The 26,035-nt window shown below is 71.1% G+C and carries 20 protein-coding genes; 12 read left to right on the top strand and 8 right to left on the bottom strand.

What is annotated here, in order from left to right:
• Window positions 1-5 precede the first annotated feature (5 nt).
• On the bottom strand, window positions 6-1,310 hold the full coding sequence (gene paaK, locus ACWD5F_RS03140; RefSeq protein ID WP_451250499.1) for a phenylacetate--CoA ligase PaaK: 1,305 nt from the start codon (window positions 1,308-1,310) through the stop codon (window positions 6-8).
• 54 nt (window positions 1,311-1,364) lie between these two features.
• On the bottom strand, window positions 1,365-1,505 hold the full coding sequence (locus ACWD5F_RS03135) for a hypothetical protein (RefSeq protein WP_451250497.1): 141 nt from the start codon (window positions 1,503-1,505) through the stop codon (window positions 1,365-1,367).
• Between ACWD5F_RS03135 and ACWD5F_RS03130 the strand changes: the two genes are divergently transcribed.
• A complete protein-coding gene (locus ACWD5F_RS03130; protein WP_451250495.1) occupies window positions 1,504-2,340 on the top strand; it encodes an alpha/beta fold hydrolase in 837 nt (278 codons plus the stop codon). The genes ACWD5F_RS03135 and ACWD5F_RS03130 overlap by 2 nt on opposite strands.
• Window positions 2,341-2,343: 3 nt before the next feature.
• Here the strand turns inward: ACWD5F_RS03130 and ACWD5F_RS03125 are convergent, their stop codons facing one another.
• Window positions 2,344-4,320, bottom strand: coding sequence for a sulfatase (locus ACWD5F_RS03125; RefSeq protein ID WP_451250493.1), 1,977 nt, complete (start codon window positions 4,318-4,320; stop codon window positions 2,344-2,346).
• Between the two features lie 173 nt (window positions 4,321-4,493).
• On the bottom strand, window positions 4,494-6,107 hold the full coding sequence (locus ACWD5F_RS03120) for an acyl-CoA synthetase (protein WP_451250491.1): 1,614 nt from the start codon (window positions 6,105-6,107) through the stop codon (window positions 4,494-4,496).
• Window positions 6,108-6,283: 176 nt separating this feature from the next.
• Between ACWD5F_RS03120 and ACWD5F_RS03115 the strand changes: the two genes are divergently transcribed.
• The 8 genes from ACWD5F_RS03115 (at window position 6,284) to ACWD5F_RS03080 (ending at window position 15,415) form a co-directional block, all read left to right on the top strand.
• Window positions 6,284-7,084: a crotonase/enoyl-CoA hydratase family protein gene (locus tag ACWD5F_RS03115; protein ID WP_451250489.1), complete on the top strand. Its 801-nt coding sequence runs from the start codon at window positions 6,284-6,286 to the stop codon at window positions 7,082-7,084.
• 116 nt (window positions 7,085-7,200) lie between these two features.
• The gene (locus tag ACWD5F_RS03110; protein WP_451250488.1) at window positions 7,201-8,142 is read left to right on the top strand and encodes a Zn-ribbon domain-containing OB-fold protein; all 942 of its coding nucleotides are present in this window, start codon (window positions 7,201-7,203) and stop codon (window positions 8,140-8,142) included.
• Window positions 8,139-9,188 (top strand): thiolase domain-containing protein, encoded by a 1,050-nt coding sequence (locus ACWD5F_RS03105; protein ID WP_451250486.1) that lies wholly within the window; start codon window positions 8,139-8,141, stop codon window positions 9,186-9,188. The genes ACWD5F_RS03110 and ACWD5F_RS03105 overlap by 4 nt, the downstream gene beginning before the upstream one ends.
• Entirely contained in the window at window positions 9,185-10,351 is a 1,167-nt protein-coding gene (locus ACWD5F_RS03100) for a thiolase domain-containing protein (protein WP_401723526.1), read from the top strand. The genes ACWD5F_RS03105 and ACWD5F_RS03100 overlap by 4 nt, the downstream gene beginning before the upstream one ends.
• Before the next feature lie 94 nt (window positions 10,352-10,445).
• Window positions 10,446-10,688 (top strand): DUF397 domain-containing protein, encoded by a 243-nt coding sequence (locus ACWD5F_RS03095; protein ID WP_401723529.1) that lies wholly within the window; start codon window positions 10,446-10,448, stop codon window positions 10,686-10,688.
• A 129-nt stretch (window positions 10,689-10,817) separates the two neighbouring features.
• On the top strand, window positions 10,818-11,720 hold the full coding sequence (locus ACWD5F_RS03090) for a universal stress protein (protein ID WP_451250484.1): 903 nt from the start codon (window positions 10,818-10,820) through the stop codon (window positions 11,718-11,720).
• Between the two features lie 277 nt (window positions 11,721-11,997).
• Complete coding sequence (locus ACWD5F_RS03085) at window positions 11,998-14,880, top strand: ATP-binding protein (RefSeq protein ID WP_451250482.1); 2,883 nt, start codon at window positions 11,998-12,000, stop codon at window positions 14,878-14,880.
• A gap of 37 nt (window positions 14,881-14,917) precedes the next feature.
• Window positions 14,918-15,415, top strand: coding sequence for a hypothetical protein (locus ACWD5F_RS03080; protein WP_124001281.1), 498 nt, complete (start codon window positions 14,918-14,920; stop codon window positions 15,413-15,415).
• A gap of 4 nt (window positions 15,416-15,419) precedes the next feature.
• On the opposite strand, the gene ACWD5F_RS03075 is transcribed toward ACWD5F_RS03080, so the two are convergent.
• Together ACWD5F_RS03075 and ACWD5F_RS03070 are read right to left on the bottom strand one after the other, a co-directional pair.
• Window positions 15,420-17,384, bottom strand: a complete 1,965-nt coding sequence (locus ACWD5F_RS03075) for an N-acetylmuramoyl-L-alanine amidase (RefSeq protein WP_451250480.1) — start codon at window positions 17,382-17,384, stop codon at window positions 15,420-15,422.
• A gap of 277 nt (window positions 17,385-17,661) precedes the next feature.
• Window positions 17,662-18,804 (bottom strand): aminoglycoside phosphotransferase family protein, encoded by a 1,143-nt coding sequence (locus tag ACWD5F_RS03070; RefSeq protein ID WP_401723540.1) that lies wholly within the window; start codon window positions 18,802-18,804, stop codon window positions 17,662-17,664.
• A gap of 233 nt (window positions 18,805-19,037) precedes the next feature.
• On the opposite strand from ACWD5F_RS03070, the gene ACWD5F_RS03065 reads away from it, so the two are divergent.
• Window positions 19,038-20,528, top strand: a complete 1,491-nt coding sequence (locus tag ACWD5F_RS03065; protein ID WP_401723543.1) for a DNA-binding protein NsdB — start codon at window positions 19,038-19,040, stop codon at window positions 20,526-20,528.
• 46 nt (window positions 20,529-20,574) lie between these two features.
• Here ACWD5F_RS03065 and ACWD5F_RS03060 read toward each other — a convergent pair whose 3' ends face one another.
• Complete coding sequence (locus ACWD5F_RS03060) at window positions 20,575-22,005, bottom strand: PP2C family protein-serine/threonine phosphatase (protein WP_451250478.1); 1,431 nt, start codon at window positions 22,003-22,005, stop codon at window positions 20,575-20,577.
• A gap of 384 nt (window positions 22,006-22,389) precedes the next feature.
• Between ACWD5F_RS03060 and ACWD5F_RS03055 the strand changes: the two genes are divergently transcribed.
• Together ACWD5F_RS03055 and ACWD5F_RS03050 are read left to right on the top strand one after the other, a co-directional pair.
• Complete coding sequence (locus ACWD5F_RS03055) at window positions 22,390-22,803, top strand: SsgA family sporulation/cell division regulator (protein WP_401723548.1); 414 nt, start codon at window positions 22,390-22,392, stop codon at window positions 22,801-22,803.
• Window positions 22,804-22,946: 143 nt separating this feature from the next.
• A complete protein-coding gene (locus ACWD5F_RS03050; protein WP_451250476.1) occupies window positions 22,947-24,971 on the top strand; it encodes a phosphocholine-specific phospholipase C in 2,025 nt (674 codons plus the stop codon).
• Between the two features lies 1 nt (window position 24,972).
• Here the strand turns inward: ACWD5F_RS03050 and ACWD5F_RS03045 are convergent, their stop codons facing one another.
• On the bottom strand, window positions 24,973-25,986 hold the full coding sequence (locus tag ACWD5F_RS03045) for a Gfo/Idh/MocA family protein (RefSeq protein ID WP_451250474.1): 1,014 nt from the start codon (window positions 25,984-25,986) through the stop codon (window positions 24,973-24,975).
• Window positions 25,987-26,035 lie beyond the last annotated feature (49 nt).

The following is a 26,035-nucleotide window of genomic DNA, read 5'->3' as shown; positions in this document are numbered from 1 at the left end:
CCCCGCTAACTCGACGACCGGTGGCGCAGATCCACGATCCGGCGGATCTTGCCCACCGACCGCTCCAGCGACTCCGGTTCGACGATCTCCACCGCGACCGACACCCCGATCCCGTCCTTCACGGCCGTCGTGATCGCCCGCGCGGCCGCTTCCCGGATCTCGGGGCCCGCGCCGGGACGGGCCTCCGCACGCACGGTGAGGGCGTCGAGCCGACCCTCGCGGGTGAGTCGGAGCTGGAAGTGCGGTGCCACGCCGGGCGTCCGCAGCACGATCTCCTCGATCTGCGTGGGAAAGAGATTCACTCCGCGCAGGATCACCATGTCGTCGCTGCGCCCGGTGACCTTCTCCATCCGGCGGAACACCCGGGCCGTACCCGGCAGCAGCCGCGTCAGATCCCGGGTCCGGTAGCGGATCACCGGCATCGCCTCCTTGGTGAGCGAGGTGAAGACCAACTCGCCCTCCTCGCCGTCCGGTTGGACCTCGCCGGTGATCGGATCGACGATCTCCGGATAGAAGTGGTCCTCCCAGACGTGCAGCCCGTCCTTCGTCTCCACGCACTCCTGGGCCACCCCCGGGCCGATCACCTCGGACAACCCGTATATGTCGACCGCGTCGATCGCGAACCGCTCCTCGATCTCCAGCCGCATCTGCTCGGTCCACGGCTCCGCGCCGAAGATCCCGACCCGCAGCGAGGTGCCGCGCGGATCGACGTCCTGCCGCTCGAACTCGTCGAGCAGCGTGAGCATGTACGACGGTGTCACCATGATGATCTCCGGCCGGAGGTCCTGGATCAGCTGGACCTGACGGGCCGTCATGCCGCCGGACGCGGGGATGACCGTACAACCGAGCCGCTCGGCCCCGTAGTGCGCGCCCAGTCCGCCCGTGAACAACCCGTATCCGTACGCCACATGGACCTTGTCGCCCGGCCGCCCGCCCGCCGCGCGGATCGAGCGGGCCACCACGTCGGCCCACAGGGAGAGGTCGTTGTCCGTGTATCCGACGACCGTGGGGCGGCCGGTGGTGCCGCTGGACGCGTGGATGCGGCGGATGCGGTCCTCGGGCACGGCGAACATTCCGTACGGGTAGTTCGCGCGCAGGTCCGCCTTGACGGTGAACGGGAAGCGGGAGAGATCGGCGAGCGTACGGCAGTCGTCGGGGCTCACGCCCGCCCGGTCGAAGGACGTCCGGTAGAAGGGCACGTTCTCGTAGGCGTGCCGCAGGCTGGATCGCAGACGCTCCAGCTGCAGTGCGCGCAACGCCTCCGGGTCGAGCCGTTCCCCCGCGTCCAGCAGCTCCGTCGCATCCGCCATGGGGCTTCTCCCTCGTCCGTCATACCGATGAATCACATCATTACGGACAACCGATCATTCGGTCATGCTGTCGGGGATCAGTAATCCAGCACGGTCCGGCGCGGGCAAGGGGTCCGGCGGCAGAAATCCGTTGCCGTCCCCGACGGGAGAAATCCATTGCGGCACGACGGCACCGGCCAGCACGATCGGCGGCATGCCGACCTTCACCGCGCCCGACGGGACCGAGCTCGCCTATCACCTGCGTGGCGAGGGCGAGCCGCTGCTCGTCCTGCCGGGCGGCCCCATGCGGGCCTCCGCCTACCTCGGCGACCTGGGCGGACTCGACGCACACCGCCGGCTGGTGCTCCTCGACCTGCGCGGCACCGGCGAGTCGGCGACGCCGGCCGACCCGACGACGTACCGCTGCGACCGGCTCGTGGCCGATGTGGAGGCGCTGCGCGGCCGGCTGGGCCTGGAGCGGGTGGACCTGCTCGCGCACTCGGCGGGCGGCAGTCTCGCGATGCGGTACGCCGAGCGGTACCCGGAGCGGGTCGCGCGGCTGGTGCTGGTCACCGCGACGCCGTGGGCACTGGGCATGCCGGCGACCGCCGAGGACCGGCTGGCCGCCGCCCGGCTGCGGAGCGGCGAGCCGTGGTTCGCGGACGCGTTCCCGGCGTTCGAAGCCTGGCTGGAGGGGGTGGGTGACTTCGATCCCGCCTTCTCGGGCTTCTTCTACGGCCGTTGGGACGAGGCGGCCCAGCGCCATGAGGCGGGCGCCGACAAGGAGTTCAACGACGACGCCGGCGAGGTCTTCGGCTCCGTCGGCGCCTACGACCCGCCCGTGACCCGAGCCGCCCTCGCCCGGCTGGCCGCACCGGTCCTCGTCCTCGCCGGTGAACTGGACGGCGGCCCCACGCCCGAACTGGCGCGCAGGGCCGCGGACGTCTTCCCGAACGCGGAACTCGCCGTCCAGCCGGGCGCCGGGCATTACCCGTGGCTGGACGACCCCGAGTGGTTCACGCGCCGCGTCTCCGCGTTTCTGGCGGGGTGAGTGTCACTTCGTGGGGGTGCTGCCGAACGCGGTCATGAAGCGGTCGCGGAACTTGTCCATGCCCACCACCGGGCCGTTGTCGGCGGGCTTGAGCCCGTCCGCCCAGCCCCAACTGTCGATCTTGTCCAGCACCTTCGGGTCGTGGGCGACGATGGTGATCGGCACGTCCTTGTCGGCGGTGCCGCCGGTGACCGTCGGGACGGGCTGGTGGTCGCCGAGGAAGACGAGGACGGTGTTCTTGTTGCCGTAGCGCTGCATCCACTGGGTGAGGCTGTCCACGGAGTACTGGATGGCCTTGCGGTACTCGGTCCGCACGCGCTTCGCGCTCTTCCAGACGTCCGTCGGGTTGGTGCCCTCTTTCTTGATCTCGTTGAAGATCGAGCCGTCCCCGAGGTCCTCCCAGGGGATCGTGTGGGCGATGGGCGACCAGGGGTTGTGGCTGGAGGCCAGGATGATCTCGGCCATGATCGGGTCGCGGTTCTTCTTGCCGTACTCGAGCTTCTGGAAGGACTCCAGGCTGAACTGGTCGGGCACCGGCGTCCAGCTGAAGTACGGACCGTTGTAGCCGAGGTGCGTCGAGTCGTAGATGTGGTCGAGGCCGAAGTACTTGCCCTCGGGCCACGCCTTGCGCACGCCGGGGACGATGCCGACCGTGCGCCAGTCGCCGGTCTTCTGGAAGTAGCTGGTGAGGGTCGCGCGGTCCCCGGTGGTCAGGGTCCGGTACCGCTGCTGGTTCTTGATCCACAGCCCGGACAGGAACGTCGAGTGGGCGAGCCAGCTGCCGGCGCCCGTCACGGGCGACCTGAGCCAGGCGCTGCGCGAGGCGAAGCCCGCCGACTTGAGCCGGGCGTCGCCCGCCTTCAGCGTCGCGTCCATCTCCGGCGCCATCGTCGGATCGGTGAGCGCGACCCGGCCGTAGCTCTCGATGAAGGTGAACAGCACGTCCTTGCCGCGCAGTCCGGTCAGCAGTTGGTCGGGCGGGGTCTTGGCGAAGGCGTCGACCGGGATCTGCTTCTTGAAGACGTCGGCGTCACCGAGGCCGTCGCGGACGTACTGCACACGGTTGCCGAGGTACTGCGTGTAGCCCCTGGTGGCCATCACGACACCGCCCACCTGCACGCTCATGGTGAAGCAGATGATCCACGCGACGCCGAGGACCAGCGTGCTGCGGACGGCCACGGTGCGGTGCCGGGCCAGTACGTCCGCCACCCGCGCCAGGGCGAGCGCGCTCACCGCGAGCACGGCGATGAACAGGACGATCACCCCGATCACGGCAAGCACCTCGCCCGAGCGACCGAACGAGTCCTTGACGAAATCCGCCGCGTCGTTCAGCAGGATCCAGTCGAAGACCAGGTCGAACGGCCTGGCCAGGGTCTGGTAGAAGCCCATGTCGAGGCACTTCAGGACGGTGGAAAGACCGAGGAACGCCCCCAGGACGATGGCCGTGATCCGCCGTGCCGTCGACGGCAGGACGAGCAGGACGGCCGCGACGATGATCAGCTCGACGGGGAGACGGAAGAACGCCTCAAGAGGCATCCGGTCCAAGCGGTTGGGCATCACGAGCGCTTCGAGCACCAGCGCGGCGGCCAGCACGCTCGTTCCGATCCGCACGACGCGGGCGGCACGAGGGAAGCGGCGGCGCCAGCCGAACCAGCCGGGGCGGACGGGGGAGACGGCGTCGGTCGGGGCGGGGTCGTCGGCAGTGGCGGCGGCGGTGGCGGTGGAGGGCGCGTCACCGGGAGAGGTCGGGTGGGGCAGGGAGGCCTCGGCAGTCGACTTCTCGTTCTTCGCGGATTTCTCGTCCTCCGTGGGCTTACCTTCGTCCGTCACCCCGGTCGCCTCCTCGCCCGTGGGCCCCGCGTCCGCCGAGGCCCCCGGCTCAGGGTCGGTGGCCGCAGGTGTGGGCGATTCCTCCCCCGCGGGGTCGGTCGCCGACGCGTCCGCGTCCGGCAGTTGGCTGGGGGGCGTGAGGTGCGACACCCGAAGGTCCTTCCGTGCAAGGTGCGGTGAGGGCACGGCGACCGGACCCGCAGGCCAGGGCCGCCAACCTCGCGTACGGCCCTGGGTAACCCCGCGTTCACACTCCCGGGTCAACCGCGCGCAAAAGAGTACGCCCGTCCGACCCGACCCCGATGCCCCGCCCGACCGCGGCCCTACGGAACCGCAGCCACCGCCACCTCCTTGGCCCACCGGTAATCGGCCTTGCCGCTCGGCGACCGCCGTATCGACTCCGTGAGCACCAGCTGGCGCGGGATCTTGTAACCGGCGAGATGAGTGCGGCAGTACGACTGGATGTCCTCCAGGGACGGCTGCGGCGCGCCCTCGCGCAGCTGCACCACGGCCGCCACATGGCTGCCCCACCTCGCGTCCGGCACCCCGGCGACCAGGGCGTCGTACACGTCCGGATGGGACTTGAGGGCCTGCTCGACCTCCTCCGGGTACACCTTCTCGCCCCCGGTGTTGATGCACTGCGAGCCTCGGCCGAGGACGGTGACCACGCCCTCCTCGTCGACGGTGGCCATGTCGCCGAGCAGCACCCAGCGCTCGCCGTCCTTCTCGAAGAAGGTCTGGGCGGTCTTCGCCGGGTCGTTGTAGTAGCCGAGCGGCACATGGCCGCACTGCGCCACGCGGCCCACCTCGCCCGGTGCGGCCGGCTCGTAGGTGGCCGGATCGACGACCTGGGTACGGGAGTTGACCTTGATGCGGAAGCTCTGCCCGGCGCCCGAGTCGGCCGTCGCCGTGCCGTTGAAGCCGGACTCGGAGGAGCCGTAGTTGTTCAACAGCATGGTGTTCGGGAGGAGTTCCTGGAACTGTCGGCGCACGGTCTCCGACATGATCGCGCCCGACGAGGAGACGCTGAACAGCGCCGAGCAGTCCGTGCCCTTGAGGGGTCCGGCGAGCGCGTCGATCAGTGGCCGCAGCATCGCGTCGCCCACCAGGGACATGCTGGTGACCTTCTCCTTCTCGATGGTCCGCAGCACCTCCTCGGGCACGAACTTGCGGTGGATCACGACCCGTTGGCCGAAGTTGAAGCCGATGAACGTGGTGAGGGTGGAGGTGCCGTGCATCAGCGGGGGAGCGGGGAAGAAGGTGATCCCCGAACCGCCGGCCGCGACCCGCTCGGCCAGCTCCTCCGGCGTCTTGACCGGCTCGCCGGTCGGCGCGCCCCCGCCGAGTCCGGAGAAGAACAGGTCCTCCTGGCGCCACATCACGCCCTTGGGCATCCCGGTGGTGCCGCCGGTGTAGATGATGAACTGGTCGTCGCCCGACCGCGCCGGGAAGCCCCGCTCGGGCGACCCTTCCGCCTCGGCCTCGGCGAAGGACGTCACCCCGGGCACCTCGTCCCCCTCGCTGCCCACCCGCACGAGGTGCCGCAGCTTCGGACACTGCGGCAGAGCGGTGGCCACCCGTCCCGTGAACTCCGCGTCGAAGACCAGGGCCACCAGGTCGGCGTCCCGGTAGAGGTACACCAACTCCTCTTCGACATAGCGGTAGTTGACGTTGACCGGGACGATCCGCGCCTTGAGGCAGCCCAGCACGGTCTGCAGGTACTCGACGCCGTTGTAGAGATGCAGCCCGAGGTGCTCGCCGGGACGCAGCCCGCTGTCGATCAGATGGTGACCGATCCGGTTGGCCGCCGCGTCCAACTCGGCGTACGTCAAACGGCGTTCGGCTCCTGTGCCCGGGTGGTCGATGTAGACGAGGGCCTCGCGGTCCGGCACCGCGTCGACGACCGACTCGAACAGGTCCGCAAGGTTGTACTCCACCGCTCCTCCTGACCACGGGCGTGCCCTGACAGCTGTCGGTTCGCCGGTCATCAGAGCAAAGGGCAGGGCAACTGTGAAGGGTTCGCGCGAAGAAATCTGACTGACTGTCAGAAAACCCTTGAACTGCCTCCCTGCCTACTGCAACCTGTTCTCGTTCCTGGAGAGGGGAGACGGCAATGGGTGGGACGGAACACCTCACCGTGCAGCGCGAAGGCGCCACACTGGTGCTCACGCTCAACAGGCCCGAAGCCAAGAACGCGCTCTCGCTGTCCATGCTCGTCGGGCTGTACGACGGCTGGCTGGAAGCCGATGCGGACGACACGATCCGCTCGATCGTGCTGACCGGTGCGGGGGGTGCGTTCTGCGCCGGCATGGATCTCAAGGCGCTGGCCGGCAAGGGGATGGCGGGCGAGCAGTACCGGGACCGGCTCAAGGCAGACCCGGACCTGCACTGGAAGGCGATGCTGCGGCATCACCGGCCGCGCAAACCGGTGATCGCGGCGGTCGAGGGGTACTGCGTGGCCGGGGGCACCGAGATTCTTCAGGGCACCGACATCCGGGTCGCGGGGGAGTCGGCGACGTTCGGGCTGTTCGAGGTGAAGCGCGGGTTGTTTCCGATCGGTGGCTCGACTGTTCGGCTGCAGCGGCAGATTCCTCGTACGCATGCGCTGGAGATGCTGCTCACTGGCCGTGCGTATTCCGCGCGGGAGGCTGCCGCCGTGGGGCTGGTCGGGCATGTCGTGGCCGACGGGGCTGCTCTTGAACGGGCGTTGGAGATCGCCGAGCAGATCAACTCGTGCGGGCCGCTTGCCGTGGAGGCCGTGAAGGCGTCGGTGTATGCGACGGCTGAGATGACCGAGACGGATGGGCTTGCCGACGAACTCAAGCGTGGGTGGCCTGTGTTCGACACCGCTGACGCGAAGGAGGGGGCGCGGGCTTTTGCGGAGAAGCGTGCGCCCGTTTACAAGCGTGAGTAGGAAATGGGCTGGTTTGGGACGGTTGGAAGCTGCGGGCCGTCCGTGGCTGGTCGCGCAGTTCCCCGCGCCCCTGAGGGGGTTTCCGCCGACGTTGGCTTCCCAAGGAGGCAGTCTCAATGCCCGAAGTTCTCAAAGCTCCCCTCGCCGTCGAGTTTCCCTTCACTCGTTCCGTCGGGCCTGTCCAGAGCGCCTTCCTGACCGGTCTGCGTGAGCGTGTCGTGCTCGGGGTGAAGACCATCGACGGGCGTGTCCTCGTACCCCCCGTCGAGTACGACCCCGTCACCGCCGACGAGATACGGGACCTCGTCGAGGTCGCGCCCACCGGCACGGTCACCACCTGGGCCTGGAATCACGAACCCCGGCGCGGGCAGCCCCTCGACACGCCGTTCGCGTGGGTTCTGGTCCGGCTGGACGGTGCCGACACCGCCCTGCTGCATGCCCTCGACGCACCCGATGCCGACGCCGTGCACACCGGAATGCGGGTCCGCGTCCGTTGGGCCGAGGAACGCTCCGGTGCCATCACCGACATCGCCTGCTTCGAGCCGTACGACGGGGAGCCGGAGCAACCGGCGGGCCACAGTGGTGAATTCGAGGACGCGATCACCGGGATCATCGCGGCCGCGCGGCTCGACTACACCTACTCGCCGGGCCGCGCCCAGACCGCCTACATCCACGCGCTGTCCGACCGGCGCATGGTCGGGGAACGGTGCCCGTCCTGCCGGAAGGTGTACATCCCGCCGAGGGGCGCGTGCCCCACCTGCGGTGTCGCCACCTCGGAGCAGGTGGAGGTGGGTCCCCGCGGCACGGTCACGACCTTCTGCATCGTCAACATCAAGGCGAAGAACCTGGACATCGAAGTCCCGTACGTCTACGCCCACATCGCCCTCGACGGCGCCGACCTCGCCCTGCACGCCCGCATCGGTGGCATCGCCTACAACCAGGTGCGGATGGGTCTGCGCGTCGAACCGGTGTGGACCGACGGCTCCCGTTTCCCCGACCACTACCGGCCCACCGGCGAGCCCGACGCGGAGTACGACACCTACAAGGAGCTGCTGTGACGCGTGACATCGCGGTCGTCGCCTTCGCCCAGACCGACCACCGGCGCACCAGCGACGAGCTCTCCGAGGTGGAGCTGCTCATGCCGGTGCTGCACGCCGTACTCGACCAGACCGGCCTCAAGACCGCCGACATCGGCTTCACCTGCTCCGGCTCCAGCGACTACCTGGCCGGCCGTGCCTTCTCCTTCACCCTCGCCCTCGACGGCGTCGGCGCCTGGCCGCCGATCTCCGAGTCGCACGTCGAGATGGACGGCGCGTGGGCCCTGTACGAGGCGTGGACCAAGCTGCTCACCGGGGACGCCGACACCGCCCTCGTCTACTCCTACGGCAAGTCCTCGCCGGGGTCGGTGCGCGATGTCCTGACCCGGCAGCTGGACCCGTACTACGTGGCCCCCTTGTGGCCCGACTCCGTGGCCCTCGCCGCCCTCCAGGCGCAGGCACTCATCGACGCCGGCGACACCGACGAGCCCGCCCTCGCGACCGTCGCCGCCCGCAGCCGCGCTGACGCCGGCGCCAACTCCCATGCCCAGCTGCGGGGTTCGGTCCCGCAGGGCGACTATCTCGTACGTCCGCTCCGTACCGGAGACTGTCCGCCCATCGGTGACGGGGCCGCCGCCGTGATCCTCGCGGCGGGGGAGCGGGCCCGGGAACTGTGCGAGCGGCCCGCCTGGATCCGCGGTATCGATCACCGCATCGAGGCCCATGGGCTGGGCGTGCGCGACCTGACCGACTCGCCCTCCACGCGGCTTGCCGCCGAGCGGGCCGGGGTCTTCGAACGGCCCGTCGACACCGCCGAGTTGCACGCGCCGTTCACCTCGCAGGAGGTCGTCCTGCGCAAGGCGCTGCGCCTCGACGACAGCGTCCGCGTCAACCCGTCCGGCGGGGCGCTCGCCGCCAACCCGATCATGGCCGCAGGACTGCTGCGGATCGGCGAGGCCGCGGCCCGTGTCCACCGGGGCGAGTCCGACCGGGCGCTCGCCCACGCCACCTCCGGGCCCTGTCTGCAACAGAACCTGGTCGCCGTACTCGAAGGGGATCCCCGATGAGCAAGGAGCCCGTGGCCGTCGTAGGCGTCGGCCAGACCAAGCACGTGGCGGCCCGGCGGGACGTGTCGATCGCCGGGCTCGTCCGGGAGGCGGCCCGACGTGCCCTGGACGACGCCGAGTTGACCTGGGCCGACATCGACGCCGTCGTCATCGGCAAGGCGCCCGACTTCTTCGAGGGCGTCATGATGCCGGAGCTGTATCTGGCCGACGCGCTGGGAGCCGTGGGCAAGCCCATGCTGCGGGTGCACACCGCCGGATCGGTCGGCGGGTCGACGGCCCTGGTCGCCGCCAACCTCGTCGCTGCCCGTGTGCACGGCACGGTGCTCACGCTCGCCTTCGAGAAGCAGTCCGAGTCCAACGCCATGTGGGGCCTGTCCCTGCCCATCCCCTTCCAGCAACCGCTGCTCGCCGGTGCCGGCGGCTTCTTCGCGCCGCACGTGCGCGCGTACATGCGGCGCACCGGCGCGCCCGACACCGTCGGCTCGCTGGTGGCGTACAAGGACCGGCGCAACGCGCTGAAGAACCCGTACGCGCATCTGCACGAGCACGACATCACGCTGGAGAAGGTCCAGGCCTCCCCGATGCTGTGGGACCCGATCCGGTATTCCGAGACCTGCCCGTCCTCCGACGGCGCCTGTGCCATGGTCCTCACCGACCGGGCGGGGGCGGCTCGGGCGCCGAGGCCGGCCGCCTGGATGCTCGGCGGGGCCATGCGCAGCGAGCCCACCCTCTTCGCGGGCAAGGACGCCGTGTCGCCGCAGGCCGGCAAGGACTGTGCCGCCGACGTCTACCGGCAGGCCGGGATCTCCGACCCGCGCCGGGACATCGACGCCGTGGAGATGTACGTGCCGTTCTCCTGGTACGAGCCGATGTGGCTGGAGAACCTCGGTTTCGCCGACGAGGGCGAGGGCTGGAAGCTCACCGAGGCCGGGGTGACCGAGCTCGACGGTGATCTGCCCGTCAACATGTCGGGCGGTGTCCTGTCGACCAATCCCATCGGCGCCTCCGGCATGATCCGCTTCGCGGAGGCGGCGCTCCAGGTGCGCGGCCTCGCCGGGGAACACCAGGTGGAGGGGGCCAGGCGGGCGCTGGGGCACGCCTACGGCGGCGGATCGCAGTTCTTCGCGATGTGGCTCGTGGGCTCGGAGCCGCCCACCTCCTGAAGCCCTCCCGAAAGGTCCCCCTCACGTGGCCTGTCGGCAGTCGTGACCGATCGCTAGGCTGGCCGCGGACGACGCAATCGGGAGGAGCACGGACGTGGCCGAGAGCACCATCCAGCAGCACCCACTCGTGGGCTGGGACAAGCCGGAGCTGGACCTCACAGAGGCCGATTGGCACTCGAGCAGCCGTGGCCTGGGGGATGTCCAGATCGCTTTTGTCGAGGGATTCATCGCGATGCGCAACAGCGGCCGCCCGGAGAGCCCTTCCTTGATCTTCACCCCCGCGGAATGGGGCGCCTTCGTGTCGGGCGCGAGGGAAGGTGAATTCGACCTCACCTGAGCCGGCGGGCCGATCCGGGGGTGTTCCGCCCGTTTTTCCGGACACGCGATCTTCAGGGCTCTCCCGGGCCGGCCTCTGCGCGAGGCTGGCCCCCGAGAGCGGAAGGTCGTACTCCGGAGGTGAGGACCCATGAACGCACTGCCGGTCATCGCGGCGGTCGACGGTTCGGACGACAGCCTGCGCGCCCTGGACTGGGCCGCCGACGACGCCCGCAGACGCGGGGCGACGCTGCGCGTGGCGCATGTGCGGCAGTACGCCGCCTGGACCCCGCCCGGCGTCCTGGTCGCCGGGCTGCCCGAAGCCGACGACGACCCGGTGCTCGACGGGGTGCGCGGACACCTCGACGACCGGGCCGACCTGCCGAAGACGGAGTACGTGGCGCTGGAGGGCGTCTCGGCCGCCGTGCTGCCCGAACTGGGCACCTCCGCGCAGCTGTTGGTGCTCGGCTCCCGAGGTCGCGGCGGCTTCGCCAGCCTGCTGCTCGGCTCCAACGGCATGGCCGCCGCCCGCGAGGCCGAGTGCCCCGTGGTCGTGGTGCCGCGGCCCGGGCGCGAGGTCCACGACGAGCTGCCGGCCGAACCCGGTCCCCGAGTGGTGGTCGGCCTCCAGGTGGACAGCCCCGACGAGGCGACCCTCGCCTTCGCGTTCGCCGAGGCCGCGCTGCGCGGCGCCCGCCTCCAGGTGATCGCCGCCTACGCCTGGCCGGTGCAGACCTGGGCCACGGCGGGCGAACTCGTGCCGCCCGCGATGGACCAGGACGTCATCGAGAACGAGACCCGGACCCTCGCCGACGGCTTCCTCGCCCCGCACCGCACTCAGCACCCGGACGTCCGCGCCGACGTCCTCGCGGCCCCGGGCGACGCGGCCGGCCTCCTCGTCGCCGCCTCCAAGGACGCCGAGCTGGTCGTCGTCGGCCGTCACCGCCGCCGCCTCCTGGCCCCCACCCGCATGCTGGGCTCGGTCACCCAGGCGGTCCTGCTGCACGCGGCGAGCCCGGTGGCGGTGGTGCCTCCGGGGGCGGGGGAGGAGTGAGGGGGCACGGTGGCGTGAGGGAGGGGCGAGGGTACCCGGCTGCGCGCGGGACGTCGGCCACCTGCGTCAACTCGCCGGTACGGTCCCGCACTCGACCCTCTCCCGACGTTTTCCGGGCACACGCCCCGTCACCACGAACGGCACCCGAGAACCAGCCGCACCGTCTTCCGTGAAGATCAGTCGCACGCACCCCGCCAGGCGTACGCTGAGCTGCCTGTAGGTCACGGTGCGCGCTCGCTCCCCGCGTGGGCGTACCGCCGTGGCAGGGGGTGCGACCATGGCGCAGCGGAGCGCACGGAGCGGCAGGACTCTGTTCGAGCGCGAGAGCGAACTCGCCGCCGTCGACGAGGCGTTGGGCGCGCTCACCGGCCTGCGCACCGACGGGGCCGAGCCCGCCGACCGCCCGCGCGGCGCCCTGCTCGCCGTCGCCGGACGGGCCGGTATCGGCAAGACCACCCTGCTGGCCGAGGTCCGCCGCCGCGCCGCCGCCCGCGGCTGCACCGTCCTGTCCGCCCGCGGCGGCGACCAGGAGCAGCGCGTCGCCTTCCACGTCGCCCGCCAGCTGCTGCAACCCCAGTTCGCCGGCTCGGCGGAGGCCGATCTCCGCGCGTCGATGGGCAGTTGGTACGACATCGTCGGCCCCGCCCTCGGCCTGTGCGCGCCCGCCCACGGTGCCCCGCCCGACCCGCAGGGCCTGAGCGACGGCCTCGACTGGGTGCTCACCCACCTCGCCGTGCAGCGCGCCCCGATGGTCCTCGCCCTCGACGACGCCCACTGGGCCGACCCCGAATCCCTGCGCTGGCTCGCCTCGTTCGCGCCCCGCGCGGAGCAACTCCCGCTGCTGATCGTCGTCGCCTACCGGCCCGACGAACTCCCCGAACACGCCGAGTCGTTCAGGGGACTGCCCGGCCGCGCGGGCGGACGCCCCCTCGACCTGGAACCGCTCAGCGCCGCCGCCGTCGCCCGCCTGGTCCGCGAGGCACTCGGCACGGACGCCGACGACACCTTCTGCCGCGAGTGCTGGGCCGTCACCGCGGGCAACCCCTTCGAGACCGTCGAACTCCTCGCCAAGGTCCGCGACCGCGACCTGACCCCGACCGGCACCGGCGCCCCTCTGCTGCGTGACCTCGCCGACGCCCTCAAGGGCAGCGGCCTCATCGCCCGCATAGAGCGCCTCGGCACCTCCACCGTCCGCTTCTCCTGGGCCTGCGCCGTCCTCGGCACCGAGATCCACCCCGCGCTCGCCGCGGCCGTCGCCGGACTCGGCCACGAGGAGGCCGCCGACGCCGCCGACGCCCTGCGCGGTGCCCGCATCCTCGCCGGCACCGACACCCTGGAGTTCGTCCACCCACTGATCGCCACCGCCGTCTACCGGGCCATCCCGCAGGGCGTCCGCGTCGCCCTGCACGGCCAGGCCGCCTGGTGCGTGGTCAACGACGGCCTCGGCCCGTCGGCCGCCGCGCGCCACCTCCTGGAGACCCACCCCGACGGCGACACTTGGGTCGTGCACCAGCTGCGCGCCGCCGCCGAGGAGACCCTCCGGGCCGGCGCCCCCGACGCGGCCCGCCGCTATCTGGCCCGGGCCCTGCGCGAACCCCCGCCCTTCGAGGACCGGGCCGCCGTCCTGTACGAACTGGGCTCGGCCTCCCTGCTGACCGAACCGGCCACCACGGTCAACCACCTGCGGGCCGCCCTGGAGGAGCCGATCGGCGACCCCGAGCTGCGCCACAACATCGTCTACCGGCTCTCCCAGGTCCTCGCCCACAGCGACCGCCTCGCCGAGTCATCCGACACCCTCGCCCGCGAGATCCGCCTCACCGGCGACGCCCGGGTTCGGCTGCGCATGCTCGCCGAGCAGTTCATGTGGGACGCCTTCCGCGCCGACGAACCCGACCACCCCTCCCGCTCCCGCCGCCTGACCAAGCTCGCCGACCGGCTCAAGGGCCAGGACCTCACCGAGCGGTACATCATCGGGCTGCGCACCTGGGACGCGATCCTGCGCGGCGAACCCGCCCACATCGCCCTCCACCACGCCGAACGCGCCCTGGCCGGCGGACTGCGCTGGGCCGAACCGGACCGCGGCTTCGAGGTGCCCGTCCTGGTCGCCCTCGCCTTCATGTACGCCGACCGCCCCGGCCGTACCGAAGAACTCTTCGCCGAGGGCATCGCCGAGTACGAACAGCAGGGCTGGCGCGGCGCCCACCTCTCCTTCGCCTACACGCTCCTCGCCTACCTCCGCTACCGCCGGGGGCGGCTCGCCGAGGCCGAGGACTTCGTCCGCGCCGGGCTCCGGATCGCCGAGCGCGTCGGCCCCGGCACCCCCGCCCACTGGTACGCCGTCGGCATCCTCATCGAGGTTCTCCTCGCCCGCGGCCAGGTCGCCGAGGCCACCAGCACCGCCGAGCACTACTCCTTCGGACCGCCCTTCCCGGCCGCCGTCGTCTTCCCCGACTCCCAGACCGTGTACGGCGAACTCCTGCTCGCCCGCGGCCTGCACAAGGACGCGGCAGCCGAACTCGCGGCCGCGGGGCGGCGGTTGGACCCCCGAGGCATCCGCAACCCCGCCTGGTGCCCCTGGCAGCTCCACCTCGCCCGCGCCGAGAGCCACGACGCCCCCGAACGCGCCGTCGCCACCGCCCTCGAAGCGGTCGCCCGCGCCCGGCAGTTCGGCGCCCCGTCCGCCGTCGGCCAGGCCCTGCGCGCCGCCGCCGAGGTCTCCTCCGGCTCGGCCCGCGTGAAACACCTGGAAGAGGCCGTCACCCAGCTGGAGCGCTCCCCGGCCGCCTATGAACTCGCCTGCGCACTGGTCGACCTCGGCACCGAACTGCGCCGCAGCGGCCGCCCCACCGAGGCCGCGGAACACCTCTACCGAGGCCTGGACGCGGCCGTCCAGTGCGGCGCCGACGGACTGGTCGACGCGACCCGCGCCGAACTCGTCGCCGCAGGACTGCGCCCCCGCCGTCTGCACAGCACCGAGACCGACACCCTCACCGCCCGCGAACGCGCGGCGGCCAACCTGGCCGCCCAGGGCCGCACCGACGCCGACATCGCGAGGGAACTGCGCGTGGACGAACCGACGGCGGTACGCCTGCTGTCCGCGGTCTACCGAAAGATGGGTACGGAAGGTACCGGTCTCGCGGCGGCCCTGAAGCCGACCTGAGCCGCACGACCCCCTCCGGGCCCCTTACCATGGGCGCATGTCGTTCCTCCGCCGCCGCAGCGCCACTCCCGCCGGGCCCGAATTCGACGTACTCGCCATGGACCCGGGCGACTGGCCCGGCAATCTGGGCGCCGGTCTGCTGCCCGCGCCCGACGGCAGCTGCCAGGGCGTCTTCCTGCGCTACGACCTCTTCGGCGGCCGCGGCCCCGCGATGATCATCGGCAACCTGCCCGAGGGATCTCCGGCCCGTGACGTCGCCGAGGGCGAGGTCCCCTTCGAGGTGGCCCAGCTGCTGGTCGCGCTGGAGAACGAGGAGGAGGTCACCGTCACAGGAGCCGAGGACATGCCCGTGATGCAGGGCGACAACCTGCTGATCGTGCGCCGGCTCAAGCTCTCCGAGAGCCGGATCTCCTGTGTGCAGTTCGACCGCAGCGACAACGTCCTGGTGACCATCGCCGCCTGGGACCGCCCCATCACGGACGACCTGTACGCCCTGCTGAAACCGCTCCCGGCGGAGCTGTTCCAGCAGGGCTGACCGGCTACTTCCGCGACGGCACCACATTCACGTCGGCCGCCCGCACGAACTCGACCCGGTGGCCGTACTGGATCTCGTAGTAGAGATCCTTGCCGACCACGACCTTGTGCGAGTCGGTCGTGAAGGTGACCGCGTAGTAGTACTCGCCCGGCAGCTTGTCGCCGACGACGTACTTCTGGCCCGCCGGGATCGTGTACGGCAGCGGTGAGACCGCCTGTGCGGGGACGCCCATCGGGTAGGCGGCCGTCTCGGGGTAGGCGCGGCCGTAGACCGGGATGCTCGCGAGGCCGGGCTTCGGGGTCACCACCAGACCGCGCGCGCCGACCGCGACCGGGTCCTTCTTCGGGTTCTCGAACCAGGCCTTCTGACCCAGGTACCAGATCGCCGTCCAGTCCCCGGCGCGCTCGGCGACGGCGTACTGCTGTCCGGTGGAGACCCGGGACGACAGGTCGTTCACGTCGATGGTCGGTGTCGTGCCCAGGCCGATGTCCTTGATCAGCGGGTAGGTCTCGCCGGGACCCGAGTACAGGCGGACCTCACCGGATCCGTGGGACGCGCACGGCTGGCCCTTGGTGACGCAGCCCGTGTACGGGGGCTGGTTCGTGGCGTAGTCGGGGCGGATGGTGACCAGACCGGCCTTCTTGCCCGCGGTCGCCTTGAACGGGCGGTCCAGCAGGTCGAAGTAGTGGCGCCAGTCCCAGTAGGGCCCGGGGTCGGTGTGCATGCCGGGGACGGTCGACGTGGTCGGGCCCGGCACGTTGTCGTGGCCGAGGATGTGCTGCCGGTCCAGCGGGATGCGGTACTTCGCGGCGAGGTACTTCACCAGACGGGCCGAGGAGCGGTACATCGCCTCCGTGTACCAGGCGTCCGGCGCGGCCAGGAAGCCCTCGTGCTCCAGGCCGATCGACTTCGCGTTGATGTACCAGTTGCCCGCGTGCCAGGCCACGTCCTTGGCCTTCACATGCTGGGCGATCAGACCGTCCGTGGAACGCAGCGTGTAGTTCCAGGAGACGTAGGTGGGGTCCTGGACCAGATTCAGCACGCCGTCCCAGGCACCCTCGGTGTCGTGGATGACGATGTACTTGATGCTCTGCGACGCGGGTCGGTTGCCCAGGTCGTGGTTGCCGTAGTCGTTGTCCCCGAACTCCTCGTACGGCGCCGGGATCCACTCGCAGGACACCGACTTCGGGCACTCGGTGCCGGCCGCGGAGACGGTGCGCAGGCCGGTCCGCCTCAACTGAGCGGTGTCGGGGGCGAGACCGGGCTGGGCGGCCAGCGCGATCTGCTGGCCCGCGTCGGTGGTGCGCTCCTCGCCGGTGCGCAGCACGTCGTAGACGTCGTTCGCGTACGCGGCTGCCGTGGCGGTGTCGTCCGCGCCGGAGAAGCGGGCCACCGCGCCGTACCAGTCCGCCGGGTCGGCGCTGAGGGGTTCGCCCAGCTTCTGCTGCGCCTGCGCCAGCAGCGCGGCGCCGCCGGCCACATTGGCCGCGGGGTCCGTACGGAGGTCCGCCTGGCTGAGTCCGGTCAGTTCGGCTGCCTTGGTCAAGGTCTTGAGGCGGGCCGGGAGTTCGGAGTTCGCCGGCACCTTCGTGTCGGGATGCAGGGCGGCGCGGGCGCTGTCGCCACGGGCGTCCTCCGCGCCCTCGCTGTGGTGCGAGGCCGTGGCGAGCGCGGTGCGGGCGTCGGTGAGGTGCATCGGGCCGTAGCCGCCGGAGACGCTGGGCGCCCCGGCGTGCGCGTCCCAGCGGGACTGGAGATAGGAGACGCCGAGCAGCACGCTCTGCGGCACGTGGTACTCGGCGGCGGCCGAGGCGAACGCCAGCTGCAGCCGGTCCGCGGAGGACCCGGCGCCGGCCGCGGGGGCCGCGCCGATCAGGGGCAGCAACAGGGCCGCCGAGGCGAGGGCGCCCGCGGTCCTGCGGGCGCGTCTGTTGCCGGGCGTGGACGTGGAGTCGGGGGCGGAACGCAATGCAGCCTCCTGGGACGAACGAGCGTGGCGGGGCGTGCAGGGCCGGGCGGTGGCTCAGTGGTATCGGCTCTCGGACGATCCGTCAATCATGCCCAGGGCAACCAGATTTCCCACGTCAACACGAGGGCAAGGGGGTTTCTCGACGGCGACTCGCGGGCCTGCGACGCGTCAGTGGCGTATACCAATGGGCGCGTGAGTCGAGGTCGGGGCCAGGTGGGGACATACGAAAATCCGCGGTGCGCCGCCGCTGTGGGCGCACCGCGGAGCTTCGTCCCCGTCAGCGAGTGCCGACCGCCGCGCGCACGGCCCGGCGGGCCAGCTGGCAGTCGTCGTGCAGCCGCCTCAGCAGCAGCCGCTGTTCCTCGCCGGACGGCGCAGCGCCCGGGTGGGCCGCTCCCGGTGCCGCCGGGGTCGAGTCGTGCATCGAACGCTGCACGGCCGTCTCGTAGGTACGGATCTCACGGGTCAGGACGAGCATCAGGTTCACCAGGAACGCGTCCCGGGAGGCCGGGCCCGCCGACTGCGCGAGCTGGCTGATCTGTCGGCGGGCCACCGGTGCGTCGCCGAGGACCGACCAGAGCGTCGCCAGGTCGTATCCGGGCAGGTACCAGCCCGCGTGCTCCCAGTCCACCAGCACTGGACCGGCCGGGGACAGAAGGATGTTCGACAGCAAAGCGTCGCCGTGGCAGAACTGGCCCATGCCCTGCCGGCCCGCCGAGTGCGCGATGCCGTGCAGCAGCTTTTGAAGGTCGCCCATGTCGCGGTCGGTGAGCAGACCCAGTTCGTGGTAGCGGGAGATACGGGCCGCGTAGTCCAGCGGGGCGTCGAACGTGCCGGCCGGTGGCCGCCATGCGTTCAGTCGGCAGATCGCGCCGAACGCCGCCCGGATGTCCGCGCGGGGCGGGGCCTCGGAGGGGTGGCGCTGGAGCGCCGCCACACGTCCCGGCATCCGCTCGATCACCAGCGTGCAGTTGTCCGGGTCCGCCGCGATCAGCCGCGGGACGCGGACGGGCGGGCGGTGCCGGACGAACGAGCGGTAGGCCGCTATTTCATGACGGATCCGCTCCGCCCAGGCGGGGGAGTGGTCCAGTAAACACTTGGCGACGGCCGTGCTGCGCCCGGTCGTGCCGACCAGGAGCACGGAGCGTCCGCTGCGGCGCAGCACCTGGACCGGAGCGAACTCCGGGCAGATCCGGTGCACCGACGCGAGCGCCGTGCGCAGCTGGGCGCCCTGGGGGCCGGACAAGTCGAGTCTCCCGCTGAGCGGTTGGGTGCCGAGCCCCGGCACGCGCCGCGTCCGGCCCGCGCCGAGCGCGGGGGCCGCGGGACGCGCGGCGGGGTCGAGGTAGGGGCCACTGCCCGCCGGACGGGGGTGCAGCGACCGGGGTGGGGCGGACACGGAGGACGATGCTGCGTACATGGGCGAAACAGATCCCTTCGTGTGCCTGCGACGACGATGCGCTGCCCGGCCCGGCCCCTCGGATGCACCCTGGGGAATGTCCCTCGGTGACCGGGTCGGGGTGGCGCGTTCCTACCTGACACCAGATGTGCAGTGGCACACCATCTGGCGCACCCTGGCGAACCCTGGCGAATAGTCGCCCGGCAACGTGCACCGGGCTATGTTCAACTCAGCCGAGAACCTGGGGGCTTGACGTGAGCGGACAACCCAACTCCCGCTTGTCGGACCTGTTCGGCCTGGCCGGCTGGTCCAAGGGTGAGCTCGCGAGGCTGGTCAACCGGCAGGCGGCGGCCATGGGCCACCCGCAGCTGTCGACCGACACTTCGCGAGTGCGGCGGTGGATCGACACGGGCGAGGTCCCGCGCGATCCGGTGCCGAGGGTGTTGGCGGCTCTGTTCACCGAGCGTCTCGGCCGTGTCGTGACCATCGAGGACCTCGGTCTGGTCCGGCACGGGCGTGCGGGGAGACGGCAGGACGGCGGGAGCGCTGAACATCCCGACGGTGTGCCGTGGGCGCCCGAGCGAACCGCCGCGGTCCTCACCGAATTCACGGGAATGGACCTCATGCTCAACCGACGCGGCTTGGTGGGCGCGGGCGCTGCGCTCGCCGCGGGATCCGCACTCACCAGTGCCATGTACGACTGGCTGCACTCCGATCCGGCCCTCGCGGCCGACGCCCCCCGTTTCGACGATCCCCTGCACGCCGACCCCGCTGGGTTCGACCGCTATGAGGCCGCCCCCATCGGGTCGCAGGAGATCGAGGAACTGGAGCGCTCGGTAGAGGTGTTCCGGGCCTGGGACGCGGCCCGCGGGGGCGGGCTGCAACGCAAGGCGGTGGTCGGCCAGCTCAACGAGGTGGGCGGCATGCTCGCCTACCGTCACCCCGACCATCTCCAGCGGCGCCTGTGGGGCGTCGCCGCCAACCTCGCCGTTCTCGCGGGCTGGATGTCGCACGACGTCGGCCTGGAACCCACGGCCCAGAAGTATTTCGTCATCGCCGCCCACGCGGCGCGCGAAGGCGGTGACCGGCCCCGCGCCGGCGAGGCGCTCTCCCGAGCGGCCCGCCAGATGGTGCACCTGGGCCGGCCCGACGACGCGCTCGACCTGATGAACCTCGCCAAGTCCGGCTCAGGGGAAGAGGTGCTGCCCCGCACCAGGGCGATGCTCTACACCATCGAGGCCTGGGCACAGGCTTCCATGGGCAAGGGCCAGGCGATGCGCCGCACCCTCGGCCAGGCCGAGGATCTCTTCGTCTCCGACGGGGCGGACGTGCCGCCGCCCAGCTGGATGCAGATGTTCAAGGAGGAGGACCTGTACGGCATGCAGGCGCTGGCCTACCGCACACTGGCCGAGCACGATCCGAGCGCCGCCGTCCATGCCCAGCACTATGCGGAGAAGGCCCTGGCCCTGCGGGTCGACGGGCGGCAGCGCTCGAAGATCTTCGACTTCCTGTCGATGGCCTCCGCCTGCTTCATCGCCGACGACCCGGAACAGGCCGATCGCTACGCACGGCTGGCTCTGATGTCGATGGGATCCAACTCCTCCCATCGCACCTGGGACCGGTTGCGTCAGATGTACCGGCTGACCGCCGAGTACTCCAGCTATCCGAAGATCAGCGAGCTGCGGGAGGAGATCAAGCTGGCGCTGCCGAAGCGGGTGAACGGAGGTAACAGCGCACGGGCATAGGGGGTTTGTGCGCTGAAGCTGAACAGATGATCCGTGAGCCGGGTGTCTACGACGTCACCTTGGCCACCAGCAGGCACGCGTCGTCCTCGCGCCCGGATCCGCCGAACTCCTCCACGACCGTCCGTACGCAGTCCTGTGCGGTGCGCGCCGCGTCGAAGCGCGGTGCCAGGTCGAGGAGTTGCTCTGCGGTCTCCGTGCGGCTCCGCCCCGGCACCAGTCCGTCGGTGTGCAGCAGGAGCAGGTCACCGACGGCGAGGGTCTCTTCGGCCTGCGTGTAGTGGGCGCCGGAGGTCGCACCGAGCAGGACGCCGTCCGGTGCGTGCAGTGCGCGCCCCGTCCCGTTGCGGAACAGCAGCGGGGCGGGGTGTCCTGCCTGCGCCCAGGTGAGGGTGCGGGTCTCCGGGCGGTAGCGGCAGCAGATCGCGCTGCCCAGGGCCGGCTGGACGGTGGCGTCGAGTAACTGGTTGAGCAGGGAGAGCAGGTGGCCCGGTTCCGTGCCGGCCATGGCCATGCCCCGCACGGCGCCCAGCAGCATCGCCATGCCCGAGGCGACGGCGACGCCGTGTCCGGTGAGGTCGCCGACGCTCAACAGCGTCTGTCCGTCGGACAGTTGGAGCGCGTCGTACCAGTCGCCGCCGATCAGCGCGCTCGTCGAGGACGGCAGCTGGTGTGCCGCCAGGTCGAGGGTCTGGGGGCCCTGGTGCGCCAGGCGCGGGGAGCCGCGCCACGGCGGGAGCACGGCCTCCTGCAACTCGACCGCGAGCCGCTGCTCGGTGCGCGCGCGCCGCTCCTGGTCCTGGAGCGAGTCACGGGTCTCGTTCACCGCCCGCTGGTTGCGCCGCAGTTCACTGACGTCCCGCAGGACGGCCCACATCGAGACGGTGCTGCCGTCGGCGTCGAGTACGGGCTCGCCCATCATGTGCACGGTCCGTGCCTCGCCGTCCGGGCGGACGACACGGAACTCCCCGTCTATGGGTTTGGCGTCGACCAGACAGCTCGTGACCATCGCCGTCAGCCCGGCCCGGTCCTCGTCGAGCACCACGGAGGGCAGTTCGTCGAGGGTCAGCGGCGGGGCCTCGGGGTCGCGGCCGAGGATCTGATAGAGCTCGCCGGACCAACTCGCCTCGTCCGTCAGCAGGTTCCACTCGGCGCTGCCCACCCGGCTGAGGAGCGAGCCGCGCCGGGGAGCGGGCGGCACGGCCCGGATCTGGGATCCCGCCTCGGCGGCGTACGGTGCCTGCGGAAGGCCGTCCCGCAGTTGCGCCAAGTGTGCGTCGAGGTCGTTGAGTTGGTGCAGCGCCAGGTCGTAGACCGCGCGCTCCCAGCGCTCCCGTGGCTCCGCTCCGTCGCTGCGCGCGTCCCGTCGTACGGCGTCCACCTCGCCCTTGAGCCGTCGCGTCTGCGATATCAGCGCGTCGACCGAACCGCTTCCCGGCGGCTGGGCGGCTGGGTGATCCGCAGAGAGAGGGGACGACATGACGCACTCCGATGCGGGGACGGTACGGCCGGGGCTGACGGAGGGACGGTTACGACTGTCGCACAGCCCGCGACGCGCTGTAAGGGATTTGGCAACACACGATGCGGTGGTGCTTCTGGCATATGCCAGCGTCTTCACGGATAGGTGGTGCCGTGCGGCTGCGGTACGCCGTTCGACGGTCAAGTCGTAGGCGGTGTACGTGACTTGACGGGTCGCCGTGGATGTCGGGTGGACATTCAGGCGTGCGTTCGATGGTCTCTTGTTCTGGAGGATCTGACCAGGGGATCCGGCGCGTCCGAGTCCGTTTGGGTCGTGTGATGCAGGTCACAGAAATTAGTAAGCGCTTCGACGTAATGCAAACGGCACCTTCGGGGTCGTAACAGCATGGACATCACTCTTGAGCAGCCCGCCCGCGGTCGACTGATCACTGCTGAAGAACAGGAGCTGCCCGTTCCCGCCACCTTCCGCTACAGCTCCACGGACCCGTTGGCCGTGCATGTCGAGTTCCCGCCGGACGTCTCGCTGGACGGCACCGGGGTCACCTGGACCTTCGGGCGCGCCCTCCTGGAGGAGGGGCTGCGCGGTCCGGCCGGCGGCGGGGACGTGCACATCTGGCCGTGCGGGCGGGCCCGTACGGTCCTGGAGTTCCACTCGCCCTTCGGTCTCGCGCTGCTCCAGTTCGACACCGACGCGCTGCAGCGCTTCCTGCTGCGGACGTACGCCGTGGTGGCGGCGGGCGAGGAGGACCTCGACGCGGCCGTGGACCGTGGGATCAGCGCCCTGTTCGGCAATGTCTGACCCGGTGACGCCCGGTGCTGCCTGAGTCGCTTTGACTTTTGTTCATCTCCGGCTCATCGCGCGGGTCTGGACCCTGACGATCACCCCGTGCACCCTGGCGCGCGGTGTGCCGCAGGGGCATGCCGGTGACGAGGGCGGGGCGAATGACACCGATCAGCCGAAGAGGCTTCGTGGGGCTCGGCGCCACCGTGGCGGCGGGCATGGCAGTGGGCGCCACGACCCGTACGGCGGCCGCGGACCCGAGCGCGGCGACCGGCACGATCTCGGACGTCAAGCACGTGGTGATCCTCATGCAGGAGAACCGCAGCTTCGACCACTACTTCGGACGCCTCAAGGGCGTCCGCGGCTTCGACGACCGCAGCGGCATCACGCTCGGCGGCGGGTACCCGGTTTTCAACCAGCCGAACGGCTTCGGCCGCCAGTACCCCTGGAAGCTCAGCGCCACCCCGGCCGCGGGCGGCGCGGACGGCGAGACCCTCGCCCAGTGCAACGGCGATCTGCCGCACTCCTGGTCCTCCCAGCACTCCGCCTGGAACAAGGGCCGGCTCGACAACTGGGTCTCCGGAGTGGGGAACGTACGCTCCCTCGGCTACCTGGACCGCTCCGACATCCCCTTCCACTACGCGCTCGCCGACGCCTACACGATCTGCGACGCCTACTTCTGCTCCACGCTCAGCGCGACCGGCCCCAACCGCACCTATCTGTGGAGCGGCAAGGTCGACTCCAGCAGCTACGACGGCGGCGACGAATCCGGCCTCACCTGGCAGAACTACGCCGAAGCGCTGCAGGGCGCGGGGGTGAGCTGGAAGGTCTACCAGAACGCGCAGGACAACTACGGCGACAACGCCTGCGCCTACTTCAAGAAGTTCGCCTCCGCCAAGGCGGGTGACCCGCTCTACGACCGCGGCATGTCCTCCGTCCCCAAGGTGACGGGTTCGACCCCCGACGACATCGCCGCCGCCATCAAGGCGGACGTCGTCGCCGGCACTCTCCCGCAGGTCTCCTGGGTGGTCCCCAATCAGGCCTTCTCCGAGCACCCGTACGCCCCGCCCGGCGACGGCGCCCACTTCGTGAACCTCGTCTACCAGGCCCTCGCCGCCGACCAGGACGTCCTCGACTCGACCGTCCTGTTCCTCAACTACGACGAGAACGACGGGTACTTCGACCATGTGCCGCCCCCGGCCCCGCCCGCCGGCACGGCCGGGGAGTTCCTGAACGGTGTCCCGTACGGCTTCGGCTTCCGCGTCCCGATGATCGTCGTCTCGCCCTGGACGCGCGGTGGTTGGGTCTCCTCCGAGGTCTTCGAGCACACCTCGGTGCTGCGCTTCCTGGAGACCTGGACGACCGCCCTGGGCAAACCGGCCGCCTGCCCCAACATCAGCGCCTGGCGCCGCAAGGTCAGCGGCGACCTGACCGGCGTCTTCGACTTCGCCCATCCGGTGTACGGCTCCGTGGCGCTCCCCGCGACGAAGGTCATCGGGTACGACACCTGCGGCCCGTTGCCCAATCCGGTGCCGACGAACAATTCCCTGCCCGCCCAGGAGCCCGGCACCCGGCCCGCCCGCGCACTGCCGTATCAGCCCAACGGCTACCTGGACCGCATGGAGTTCGGGACCGGCGGCAAGATCCTCGCCTGGTTCGCGATGGCCAACCAGGGCGGCGCGGCGAAGAGCGCGGCCCATCTCTCGATCCACCCCAACGCCTACCGTGACACGACCCCGTGGCAGTACACGGTCGACCCGGGCGGCACGGCCTCCGACTACTTCAACATCGGCTCGGGGTACGGCGACGGGAAGTACGACCTGACCATGGCCGGCCCCAACCGCTTCCTGCGCCGCTTCAAGGGCGACGCCACCAAGCCGGGCAAGTCGGCCGAGGTGAGCACCCGTTACGCCGTCGAGTCCGGCACCGGCAAGCTCGCTCTCTGGTTCCGGATGACCAACTCGGGCTCCGCGCCGGTGAAGTTCACGATCACCGCCACCCAGTACCGGACGGACGGGCCGTGGACGTACACCGTCCCGGCGGGCGGAGCGACGGAGGACTTCTTCAACGCGGTGGCCAACCAGAACGGTTGGTACGACTTCACGGTCACCGTCGACTCCGACACCACCTGGTCGCGCCGGTTCACGGGTCACCTGGAGTCGGGCGCGGCGAGCGTCAGCGGCTGAACTAGGGGTAGAGGTCCGGGCGTTGGGCCAGGTCGACGGCAGTGCGGTTGCCGGTCTCCAGCGCCCGGACCCCGGCCTCGGCGACCACGGAGGCCGCGTAGCCGTCCCACGCGCTTGGACCGGTGACCTGTCCGCGCCGGGTGGCGTCCACCCAGGACTGCACCTCGTGGTCGTAGGCGGCGGCGAAGCGCACGAGGTAGTCCTGCGGGACCTCCTCGCCGGCGGTGCCCCCGGAGGTGACCAGCATCGCGTGCTCGTCGCCGATGCGCGCGCTGCCCGACTCGCACACGGCCTCGCAGCGCACCTGGTAGCCGAAGCCGCAGTTGACGAACACCTCGACGTCGACCAGGGCGCCGCCCTCGGTCTCGAAGAGCACGAACTGCGGGTCCAGCAGCCCCTCGGGCGCCCCGGCGGCGGACCGGGGACGCAGCACGGTCACGGCGGTCAGCTCCTGGCCGAGCAGCCAGCGGGCCGCGTCGATCTCGTGCGAGACGGAGCTGTTGATCAGCATCGCCGAGGTGAAGCCCGGCGGGGAGGAGACGTTGCGGTGGGTGCAGTGCAGCATCAGCGGACGTCCCAACCGCCCCTCGTCCAACAGGGACTTGAGACGCCGGTACTCGGCGTCGTAGCGCCGCATGAAACCGATCTGCGCGAGCCGTCGGCCAAGCCGTGCCTCGGCTTCCACCACGCGCAGCGCGCCGACGGAGTCCGGGACCATGGGCTTCTCGCACAGCACCGGCAGCCCGCGGGCGAAAGCCGCCAGCAGCGCCTCCTCGTGCGCCGGGCCCGGCGAGGCGATCAGGACGGCCTCCACGCCGGGCGCGTCGAGCGCGGCCTCCGGGTTCGGGTGGACGAAGACCCCGTCGAGGCCGGCCACCGCCTCCTTCGCGGACGCGAGGTCGGGATCGGCCACGGCCGCGACCCTGGCCCCGCTCACCACCCGGTCGAGGCGTCGAATGTGGTCGGCCCCCATGTGCCCGGCACCCAGTACCGCCACGCCCAACAGGTCACCCACGTGCGCACTTCCCCTCCGCCGACGATCTCGGCGTAGCGTACGCCGGGAC

It is taken from the genome of Streptomyces sp. NPDC002499, assembly GCF_053595415.1.
Note: the sequence above shows the minus strand (reverse complement) of the source record. Positions and strands in the feature narration are given on the sequence as shown.